Source organism: Haloferax profundi (assembly GCF_001469865.1).
Taxonomy (GTDB): Archaea; Halobacteriota; Halobacteria; order Halobacteriales; family Haloferacaceae; genus Haloferax; species Haloferax profundi.
Genome location: NZ_LOPV01000105.1, coordinates 1 through 9,053 on the forward strand (window position 1 = coordinate 1; position 9,053 = coordinate 9,053).

12 protein-coding genes and 2 pseudogenes are annotated in these 9,053 nt (G+C 63.3%); 9 read left to right on the top strand and 5 right to left on the bottom strand.

Going from position 1 to position 9,053, the window contains the following annotated elements; translation table 11 throughout:
• Positions 1-573: DEAD/DEAH box helicase family protein (locus tag AUR66_RS05800; RefSeq protein ID WP_157533007.1), on the bottom strand; the 573-nt coding region annotated here is incomplete at its 3' end.
• A 70-nt stretch (positions 574-643) separates the two neighbouring features.
• Complete coding sequence (locus AUR66_RS05805) at positions 644-847, bottom strand: DUF7561 family protein (protein WP_058571546.1); 204 nt, start codon at positions 845-847, stop codon at positions 644-646.
• Between the two features lie 116 nt (positions 848-963).
• Here AUR66_RS05805 and AUR66_RS05810 point away from each other — a divergent pair, with 116 nt between their 5' ends.
• From AUR66_RS05810 to AUR66_RS05820, 3 genes are all read left to right on the top strand, one after another.
• Positions 964-1,860: a YkgJ family cysteine cluster protein gene (locus AUR66_RS05810; RefSeq protein WP_058571547.1), complete on the top strand. Its 897-nt coding sequence runs from the start codon at positions 964-966 to the stop codon at positions 1,858-1,860.
• A 48-nt stretch (positions 1,861-1,908) separates the two neighbouring features.
• Positions 1,909-2,838 carry an NAD(P)H-binding protein gene (locus tag AUR66_RS05815; RefSeq protein WP_058571548.1) on the top strand — a complete coding sequence of 310 codons (930 nt, stop codon included), beginning with the start codon at positions 1,909-1,911 and terminating at the stop codon, positions 2,836-2,838.
• Between the two features lie 82 nt (positions 2,839-2,920).
• Positions 2,921-3,616, top strand: coding sequence for a DUF7530 family protein (locus AUR66_RS05820; protein ID WP_058571549.1), 696 nt, complete (start codon positions 2,921-2,923; stop codon positions 3,614-3,616).
• 24 nt (positions 3,617-3,640) lie between these two features.
• Here AUR66_RS05820 and AUR66_RS21790 read toward each other — a convergent pair whose 3' ends face one another.
• Positions 3,641-3,817 carry a DUF5786 family protein gene (locus tag AUR66_RS21790; protein WP_197409682.1) on the bottom strand — a complete coding sequence of 59 codons (177 nt, stop codon included), beginning with the start codon at positions 3,815-3,817 and terminating at the stop codon, positions 3,641-3,643.
• A 147-nt stretch (positions 3,818-3,964) separates the two neighbouring features.
• Between AUR66_RS21790 and AUR66_RS05825 the strand changes: the two genes are divergently transcribed.
• Positions 3,965-4,969: a DUF5784 family protein gene (locus AUR66_RS05825; RefSeq protein WP_058571550.1), complete on the top strand. Its 1,005-nt coding sequence runs from the start codon at positions 3,965-3,967 to the stop codon at positions 4,967-4,969.
• Between the two features lie 118 nt (positions 4,970-5,087).
• A pseudogene (locus AUR66_RS23145) lies at positions 5,088-5,177 on the top strand (DUF6757 family protein); the annotation flags it as partial.
• Positions 5,178-5,254: 77 nt separating this feature from the next.
• Here the strand turns inward: AUR66_RS23145 and AUR66_RS05830 are convergent.
• Entirely contained in the window at positions 5,255-5,539 is a 285-nt protein-coding gene (locus AUR66_RS05830; RefSeq protein WP_058571551.1) for a DUF5789 family protein, read from the bottom strand.
• Between the two features lie 132 nt (positions 5,540-5,671).
• On the opposite strand from AUR66_RS05830, the gene AUR66_RS05835 reads away from it, so the two are divergent.
• The gene (locus AUR66_RS05835) at positions 5,672-6,466 is read left to right on the top strand and encodes a PHP domain-containing protein (RefSeq protein WP_058571552.1); all 795 of its coding nucleotides are present in this window, start codon (positions 5,672-5,674) and stop codon (positions 6,464-6,466) included.
• A 73-nt stretch (positions 6,467-6,539) separates the two neighbouring features.
• On the top strand, positions 6,540-6,704 hold the full coding sequence (locus tag AUR66_RS21795; protein ID WP_191965810.1) for a DUF6757 family protein: 165 nt from the start codon (positions 6,540-6,542) through the stop codon (positions 6,702-6,704).
• Positions 6,705-6,763: 59 nt separating this feature from the next.
• On the opposite strand, the gene AUR66_RS05840 is transcribed toward AUR66_RS21795, so the two are convergent.
• Positions 6,764-7,276: a DedA family protein gene (locus AUR66_RS05840; RefSeq protein WP_058571553.1), complete on the bottom strand. Its 513-nt coding sequence runs from the start codon at positions 7,274-7,276 to the stop codon at positions 6,764-6,766.
• Positions 7,277-7,369: 93 nt separating this feature from the next.
• On the opposite strand from AUR66_RS05840, the gene hemB reads away from it, so the two are divergent.
• Both hemB and AUR66_RS05850 read left to right on the top strand, forming a co-directional pair.
• Entirely contained in the window at positions 7,370-8,359 is a 990-nt protein-coding gene (gene hemB, locus AUR66_RS05845; protein ID WP_058571554.1) for a porphobilinogen synthase, read from the top strand.
• A 332-nt stretch (positions 8,360-8,691) separates the two neighbouring features.
• Positions 8,692-9,053, top strand: a pseudogene (locus tag AUR66_RS05850) (ammonium transporter); the annotation flags it as partial.

A 9,053-nucleotide genomic window follows, 5' to 3' on the forward strand; every position in this document is an offset into this window, starting at 1 on the left:
GAGGTCGATGGTCGCGTACATCTCGGCCCACTCGGCCAAGCCGTGCGCCTCGTCGATGACGACCACGTCGCGTTTGCGGAACACGTCCGACCCGGCGGTCTGCATGAAGTACGCGAGCGTCATCGCCGCAATCTGGCGGTTCGAGGCGATGGCACGGTCGGAGAAGTACGGACAGCGATGCCGGACGGTACAGTCGAATCCGCGCGTTCGGGCGCACGGCGCACGGTCTACGGGCGTGTCTTCTTCGCCCCGGATGATGCAGTTGTAGTTCGACTTCCCGCGGATAATCTTGAGGTCCGAGAGCAAGTCGTCTTCGGCGACGTCGTCGAGTTGCGACACCTGTGGCGTGGTGTAGTACGCGTCTGTCGCCTCCGCGGGCGACGACTCTTCGACGGTCTGGGCCGTGCCCGCGATGGAGCGTGCGAGGAGAGACTTTCCGCTTCCCGTCGGGGCGCGAACCAGCACCACGTCCTTGCCGTCTTCGAAGGCGGCGCGAATGTCACGCAGGGCTTGCTCCTGATTGCCGCGGAAACTGGGGGCCGGAAACGAGTCGACGATGCGTGACGGGTCCACGATGGTTCCTGTCGGTGAGGCGGCCTAAATCCACCGCTCCCAGTCGAAAACAGCGAGGAGAGTCCAGGTCTTAGAGTGCGGCAACGTCTTCTGCGGTCGGTTCGCGGTCACCGGGTAACTGCTCCATACACTCGAAACAGAGGAAGTGTTCCGACCCATCGACGAGTTCGAGCGTCATCCCGCCCGACGAGGAGGTTGGGAAGTTCCACAGGTCGCCGATGCCACCGGCGATACGGACGCCTTTCCCACAGGCGTCACACGGTTCAGAGGTCATACGACGAGTGAGGTGACGAAGCGGCAAAAGCACCCCGCCCAGTGTGACGTGTGCCAGACTGCACAGAGGGGCGACCGCCGGGAAGTTCATGTCGATAGGCGAATAACTTCTATGGCATGCGTGTCGACTGCGAGGGATGTGCAGGGTGCTGCATCGACTGGCGACCAGTCTCGCCGATTCCGCTCGACCACGAGCGACGCGGACCGCACGCCCCGCTCGACGACACCTACAACCTCGTCCCACTGACCCGCGACGAGATTCGGAACTTCGTCGACGCCGGTTTCGGCGACGTGCTCACGCCGCGGTTGTGGGAAGTCTCGCCCGGAGAGGGCATCGAAATCGACGGCACTCACGTGGCGACGATTGGCGGTAACCCGGCGTTCTTCGTCGGCATGCGCAAACCGCCGAAACCCGTCGCACCGTTCGGTCTCGACCGGACGTGGCTTCGGGCCTGCGCCTTCCTCGACCCAGAGACACTCCAGTGTCGCATCCACGACACCGACCTCTACCCTGCCGAGTGCTCGGAGTACCCCGGACACAACCTCACGCTCGACCAGGAGACGGAGTGCGAGCGAGTCGAGGAGTCCTACGGCGGCGAACGTCTGCTCGACGAGACGCCGCCAGACGACCAACACGGGTTACTCCTCGGCCCACACGCACTCGGCGCGAAGGTGTTCGTCCACCCTGACCCGGCGCGACTCGACGGCGTGATAGACCGACTCCAGAGTCGGTCGTTGACCCCAGAAGACAGAGCCGAGTTCGTCGGCGTCGCAGTCGGGTCGCACCCGGGGTCGACAGAAGTAGACGAAGTCCGCGCCCGCGACGCGCGTGAGCGCACGCTGAAGTCGGCGTCGTGGGCCGGTGAACTCGTCGACGAGTGGGGCAGTGTCGCTGCCGCGTTGGGGTCGTCGGCCACAGACGCACCGCACCCCGACGACGTGGAGGTTGCTCGCGGCGCACCCGAGACGTTGGGATGGGAGGCCGTCCAAGCAAAGACTGAGTCCGACGACTGAGGGGGACGCGACGAGAGTTTAACACCACGCGCGGCGTTATCACACATCATGAGAGTTCTCGTGACTGGTGCGACCGGATTCGTCGGCCACCGTCTCGTCCCCGCCCTCCTCGACGCAGGCCACGACGTCGTCGCCTTCGTCCGCGACGCGAGTCGCTACACTGGACCAGGCGCAGTCGAGGTAGTCGAAGGCGACTTACTCGACGCGGCGACGCTCGCGCCCGCGATGGAGGGCGTCGACGCAGCCTACTATCTCGTCCACTCGATGCGCTCTGGTGGCGACTTCGAAGAACGTGACCGACTCGCGGCCCGCAACTTCGTGGACGCGGCGGACGCAGCAGGCGTCGGGAGAGTCGTCTACCTCGGCGGACTGGGCGAAGAGCGCGACAGACTCTCGCCGCACCTCCGGTCGCGACGCGAAGTCGAACATCTCCTCTCGTCGGGGTCGTTCGACCTCACCACCCTCCGGGCGGCAATCATCGTCGGTGCTGGCAGCGCGAGTTTCGACATGGTTCGACAACTCGCGAAGCGTCTCCCGGTGATGGTGACGCCGCAGTGGGTCGAGACGAAGTGCCAACCCATCGCCATCGACGACGTGGTCGCCTACCTCGTGGGCGTCCTCGACCATCCCGAGACGGCGGGCGAGACGTACGAAATCGGCGGCCCAGACGTGCTCACGTACCGTGACATGCTCCAGCGCGTCGGGACCCACCTCGGCCAAGCGCCGCGAATCGTCCCGGTTCCGGTGTTGTCGCCGCGCCTGTCGTCGTACTGGATTGGTCTCGTGACCGACGTGGACACGGGCGTCGCGCGCCCCCTCATCGAGGGGCTAAAGAATCCGGTCGTCGTCACCGACGACCGCATCCGCGACATCGTCTCGGTCGATTTGACGCCGTTCGACGTCGCGGTCGAACAGGCCTTACACGAAGAGCGTGAGGAGGACCCGATTCACGTCGAACCGGCGACCGAGACGCCGTGACAGGCGGGCGAATGGGGGTCGGAGACACGTCACTCGACGTGACAGTGTCGATTGATAAGCCGCGAGACCCTACGACGTGGATATGAACGACGCCCCGGAGTACGGTGAGACGTGGGTGTACGAGAGCATCGTCGGCGCGCTTCCGGGAGTCGATATCGGTGACGCAGGAGCCATCGCCCTCCAAATCGCCATATTCGAAGTCGCCGTCCTCGTCTTGGCGTGGGTGTACGACCTCTGGGCGGCGGCTATCGCAGGGACGGCGGCCATCGTCGTCGCCGCCGTGGGGAGCGTCGTGATGCTCCGGATGGGCGAACGGACCCGCGCCGCGATGGTTCCCGCTCCGTATCGACGCCTCCTCTTCGGGTCGAGCATCGAAGTGGTCCTCGGCGTCCTCGCGTTCGTCGCCCTCGTGACACACCTGTTCGTGTTCGACCCCCGGCAAGCGGAGACACCGCTCTTGACCGTGCTCTTCGGACCCGAACCGCCCGTCGTCGTCGTCTACCTGATGCTCCTCGTCCTCTGGGACCTCTGCTACCGCATCGGCACCTCGTGGTGGGCCGCCGTCGTCGGCCTCTGGGGTGCGCTCCGCTACCGTTTCGACGAACCAACTGCGCGAACCGTCCGACGCGTGAACCTCCTCAACGTCGGATTCGGCGTCGCGCAGGTCCTCGTGATACCGTTCATCTTGGACCAACCGGTCTTGCTGGTCGCCGTCGGTGGGCACGTCGTCGCCGTGACTGTCGTCTCGGTGACGGCAGCGGCGCTCGTGCGAACGTGAGGCGCAGACAGGAAAGTGGTCGGCCTACTCGCCCGACTTCATCTGCTTGAACTGTTCGAGGAGCGCCTCCGTGGAATCTCCGGAGTCGTACTCGATTGAGCCGTGGTAGGTCGTCCGGTCGTCGTCGGTGCCGGGTTCGACCTGGCTCGTCATGCGTTCACGGCGTTCGTGTTCAGCTTCGTCGTAGGCACCCATTGACATGATACACCATACCGTGCGGAAGTATACCACATATATCTATCGGAGATGTTCAGATTAGTGATACATACCTGCCGAACGCAACGATAGAGACGACAGAGACGAGCGCCGGCGGGAAAGGATAAAAACACCTGACGGACTACACCGTGTGTGGCACGCCCCCTTCGATTTCGCTATGCTCCCGGCCGGTGGGATATGTCGCGCGTCAACCGCGACGTCTACCAGCCGCTCGACGCCAACCTCGGTGCGACGATGAGCGCCCCGTGGTACGACCCACCCGATGGCTACGAAGCCCGTCGATTCGACATGGACAACGGTGATACGGCCCTCCTCGCGTGGGCCGACGACCACGCGTACTGGCTCGGCAACACCGAGACACCGAGTTCGCTCTGGCGCACCGACAAAGAATCGTTCGACGAAGCACCCTTCGAGATGTCTCGCTGGGCCCAGCGCGAATTCATCGCCGAACTGTTCGAGGAGTCACCGTGGCTGAAGCCCTATCCGCACCTCTCGTGGTTCTTCCTGCCGGTGTTCCTCTCGAAAGACGGCCGCGAGACCACACGCTCGTTCTTCTACGAACACGCGGCGGGGTTCCCCGACGCGACACGCGAGGAGGCACTCGAATTCTACGAGGACTTCTTCGCGACGGGCGTCCTCGACGAGTACCGCGAACTCATGGCCGGCAAACTCGGCACCTCCGAGTACTTCGACCCGACGCGGATGGCCGCCGCGATGGGCGAGTTCGACGTGGCATATCTCCTGACGAAAGCGGGCTACGACATCACGCCCGAAATCGAAGTCGCGACGGGGCACTCTATCGACTTCCGCGCAGAGAACACCCGCGCCGGTGGTGCACTCATCGAAGTGACGCGCCCCCTCCCCCCGAATCGGCGCTCGGTCAGCAATCCAATCGCCGCGATTCGCGACACCGCACAGACGAAGACGAACGGAGAGGGTCAACTCGCCGAACACGGCGGCGGTGTGACCCTCTTCGTCGACTGTTCGTCGTACCCCGACGACGACTGGGCGGCCATCATGGGCGAGCAACCGGACGTTCGACACCGACCTGCCGTCGTGTTCAGACTCCGCCCGTCGGGCCACGTCGAGGGCTACTCGAAAGGGTCCGTTCCCGTGGACCTGCCGTGGCTCTCGTAGAGTTCACTCGGTGATTCTCACTCGTGGCGTTCAGACTGAGCGTGTGCTCTCGTCCCCGAAGAAGCGCACAGAGCGTAGCGAGCGCATAGCTAAGCCAAAGGCCATCAGACGAGCGAGTATGCAGTGTCACTACTGTGACCGTGAGGCCGCATACGCCCCCGAGAAGGACCACGTCAAAGTCGGCCTCTGCAAGCGACACGTACGTGAGTGCTTTCGATAGCGTGACGAGCCACTGGCTCTGGGGACTGGGTTACTGAGAAAATTATTCGACAGGGTTCCCGGTGCTTAGAAGGAGACCATTTCGGGGCCGTCCTCACCGAGCGGCGACGGGTCGCGGTCGCTGTAGTACCGCCGACCGATTGCCTCGTGGCCGACACCGGTGAAGAGGGCGTCACGGACGTCCTGTGGGCACGTGTACGTCTCGTCACCGAGACGAGCGAGAATTTCCGCGACGGTCTCCTCGCCGTTCTGAAGCTCGATTACTTCGTCCCCGTAGTGTTGGGCGAAGTCGGTCGAGCTGGTCGGGTATTCGTGGCGATCGATGGCGTCGCCGAGTCCATTCAGGCGCATTACACCCAGACAAATCCGGACATCATCCTTAATGATTTTCCATGATTGTCCTTAGAGAATTGGTAGTCCTTAATCGTCCTTAATTATGGTTCGTGCGCAAGACTTGTTGCCTCCTCGGACCCACGACGACGCATGCACGACGACCCGCCGGTAGCGGACCTCCACCTCCATACGACCGCTTCGGACGGTCGCCTCACCATCGACCGTCTCCCCGATGCGGCCCGCGCGGGCGGTGTCGACGTCGTGGCGGTGACGGACCACGACCGCTACCACCCCGAACTCGACGCGCCAGTCGTCGAACGCGACGGCGTGACCATCGTCCACGGCATCGAACTCCGCGTCGACGCCGGCGAACGGCGGGTCGACCTCCTCGGATACGGCGTCGAACAGCGCGCTGGACTCACTGCCGAAGTCGAGCGACTTCAGCAGAACCGGGTCGAGCGCGCGCGCAAAATCGTCGACTACGTCGAAGAGACGACTGGCGTCCACCTCGACATCGACCTCCACGACGGTATCGGCCGCCCGCACATAGCGCACGCAATCGACACCAGCGACGCCCCGTACGACTATCAAGGAGCGTTCGACGAACTCATCGGCGCGGATGGGCCGTGTTACGTCCCGCGCGACCTCCCGTCGTTCGACCACGGGGTCGGTGTCTTGAAACATGCGTGCGCGGTAGTCGGTCTCGCACACCCCTTCCGGTACCGCGACCCGGCGGGCGCACTCTCTCTGTGTGCGGACCTCGATGCAGTCGAACGGTACTACCCGTACGGATACGAGACGGACGAGTCACTCGTCGACGACGCAATCGAGAAGTTCGACTTGCTCGCGACCGGCGGGAGTGACGCACACGACGAGACGTTGGGTCGAGCGGGACCACCAGAAGTCGAGTACAATCGCTTCGCCGGTGACGTTCCGGGTCTCTAACTCGTTAGTCAGCTAATAACTCCGGCTTACCCCGGGGCGTAGACTTAAATCCTGTGACGACTGATGGGCGGGTATGCAGTGTCACTACTGCGACCGTGAGGCCGCATACGCCGCCGAGAAAGACCACATCAAGGTCGGTCTCTGCGAGCGACACTTCCGCAAGCGCGTCGAGCAACTCGCCGAGTCCGAAGAACTCGCAAATTTGAAAGAGAAACTCGACATTAACCGAACGAAGTGAGTTCCTACCCACGGACGCACCCCCGCTAAGGACCACCTACCGTCCTCCAAACGGTCACTTTACCCAACGACTCGCCCACCGAACACGAAGAGCACTGCGAGTGCAGTCTCGAACACCAGTGTCCCCGCAGCAGAGAGCACCAAGAAACGCCGCGAGGACATCTCTGCGAACCCCGCCGGCACGGTGAGCATCCCGCGGGTGAACAACATCGCGTTGCTCGCGGGGACGACGAGTGGTCCCCATCGCTCGAACCACCCGTCGAATCGGTCGAGTTTGGACTCGTCGAGACGGAACCACGAGCGAGAGAGGAGGTACTCGCGCCCGCCGTACTTGGCGACTAAAAACAGGCCGTACTGCCCGACGGTCGCGCCGGCGACGGCGATTGCGAGGATGGGAAGCAGGTACTCTTCACCAATCAGCACCAGCGCTCCTGGAACGAGCAACTCGCTGGGCGCGATGTAGAGCAACATCGCACCTTCGAGGACGAACACCACGAAGAGGACGACGAACGCGACGTCCGACGTGAGGAGTTCGCGGAGGAATTCGGGGAGTTGGGGGACCACTGCGCGCATCGGTGCAGGGTAGTTCGACGGCGAGCATCGTCATTGTGGTGGTCTTCGGAACGAGAGCGACGGCATTTTGCCACCGCCATTCGAAGGTGCGGTATGGACCTCACCGACCGCCCGCGACGGCTTCGAACGGACGGGATACGGCCCCTCGTCTCGGAGACGACACTGGCGGCGACGGACCTCGTCGCACCCGTGTTCGTCGACGCGACGACAGACGAACGACTCCCCATCGAGTCGATGCCGGGCCACGAACGTGTCCCCGTCGACGAGGCGGTAGACCGGGTAGACGAAGTGCTCGAGACGGGCGTCGAGGCGGTCATCGTCTTCGGTATCCCGGAGACGAAAGACGACGAAGGGTCGCGCGCGTACGCGAAAGACGGCGTCGTACAGGAGGCAGTCCGGCGCATCACCGCCGAGACGGACGCCTACGTCATCACCGACGTGTGTCTCTGCGAGTACACCGACCACGGGCACTGCGGAGTACTGGAAGCACACGCCGAAGACGACCCAACGTTGACGGTACAGAACGACCCCACCCTCGACTTGCTCGCGAAGACGGCCGTCTCGCACGCCGAGGCCGGTGCCGACATGGTCGCACCGTCGTCGATGACCGACGGAATGGTCGGCGCAATCCGCGAAGGACTGGACGACGCAGGCTACGGCGACGTGCCCATCATGTCCTACGCCGCAAAGTACGAGAGTGCCTTCTACGGGCCGTTCCGCGACGCCGCGGACGGCGCACCCGCGTTCGGTGACCGGCGACACTACCAGATGGACCCTGCCAACGCCCGCGAAGCGATGCGCGAAGTCGCCCTCGACGTCGAGCAGGGTGCCGACGTGCTGATGGTCAAACCCGGACTGCCGTACCTCGACATCGTGCGGGCCATCCGCGAGAACTTCGACCACCCCGTCGCAGCGTACAACGTCTCGGGAGAGTACGCGATGCTCCACGCCGCCGCCGAGAAGGGGTGGTTGGACCTCGACGAGACTGCGCACGAGTCGCTGTTGTCGATGAAACGGGCGGGAGCAGACCTCATCATCACGTACTTCGCCGAACACGTCGCCGAGATGCTCTCTACGGACTGATAGCGGACCCGGGAGAGAGGCGGGATACGACACGCGGTACCGAAGCGCGCGACGGCCAGAACGGCTCTGTTCGGCAACATTTTCCTGAACGTTCGTCCACAGTTCGCCGAACAATCGTCTACAGAGTGGACAATATACAACCTTATATGCGTAATATTCTAGCCCATTTTGTTCGAGTGTCGTATTATGCCTGTTCAAAATTTACAACTTCAACCCTACACTTTATGTATTACCTCACCATGAAGCCGAACCGTGATGAAGCACCACAATCCACACGGATACGGTAGAAAAGTAGCTGATTGTTCAGTAGATGAACTTGGGGGTGGACACACGTGACGCCACTGCAGGTCGACCCCGCAGTCGTCGCACAGGGGGTCAACTACGTCTGGATCCTCGTCGTGTCGTTCCTCATCTTCTTCATGCAGCCTGGGTTCGCGCTGCTCGAAGCAGGGCAGGTTCGCGCGAAGAACGTCGGTAACGTCCTGATGAAGAACATGACCGACTGGGCGCTGGGCGTCTTGGTCTACTTCGTCGTCGGTGCGGGCGTGGCGACAATCGTCGGCGGCCTCACCTCGCCGGGTGGCTTCGACCCCGTCGCCGCGTTCTCCTACATCGGTGACTCCGGTGCGTGGATCGACTGGCTCTTCGGCGCCGTCTTCGCCATGACCGCCGCCACCATCGTCTCCGGTGCCGT

What these genes read in the sequence shown, in the direction of transcription:
- AUR66_RS05805 (WP_058571546.1), bottom strand. Translation starts at nt 847, where the DNA reads ATGACCTCTGAACCGTGTGACGCCTGTGGGAAAGGCGTCCGTATCGCC.
- AUR66_RS05840 (WP_058571553.1), bottom strand. Translation starts at nt 7,276, where the DNA reads ATGCGCGCAGTGGTCCCCCAACTCCCCGAATTCCTCCGCGAACTCCTC.
- AUR66_RS05815 (WP_058571548.1), top strand. Translation starts at nt 1,909, where the DNA reads ATGAGAGTTCTCGTGACTGGTGCGACCGGATTCGTCGGCCACCGTCTC.
- AUR66_RS05835 (WP_058571552.1), top strand. Translation starts at nt 5,672, where the DNA reads ATGCACGACGACCCGCCGGTAGCGGACCTCCACCTCCATACGACCGCT.
- AUR66_RS05820 (WP_058571549.1), top strand. Translation starts at nt 2,921, where the DNA reads ATGAACGACGCCCCGGAGTACGGTGAGACGTGGGTGTACGAGAGCATC.
- AUR66_RS05830 (WP_058571551.1), bottom strand. Translation starts at nt 5,539, where the DNA reads ATGCGCCTGAATGGACTCGGCGACGCCATCGATCGCCACGAATACCCG.
- AUR66_RS21795 (WP_191965810.1), top strand. Translation starts at nt 6,540, where the DNA reads ATGCAGTGTCACTACTGCGACCGTGAGGCCGCATACGCCGCCGAGAAA.
- hemB (WP_058571554.1), top strand. Translation starts at nt 7,370, where the DNA reads ATGGACCTCACCGACCGCCCGCGACGGCTTCGAACGGACGGGATACGG.
- AUR66_RS21790 (WP_197409682.1), bottom strand. Translation starts at nt 3,817, where the DNA reads ATGTCAATGGGTGCCTACGACGAAGCTGAACACGAACGCCGTGAACGC.
- AUR66_RS05810 (WP_058571547.1), top strand. Translation starts at nt 964, where the DNA reads ATGCGTGTCGACTGCGAGGGATGTGCAGGGTGCTGCATCGACTGGCGA.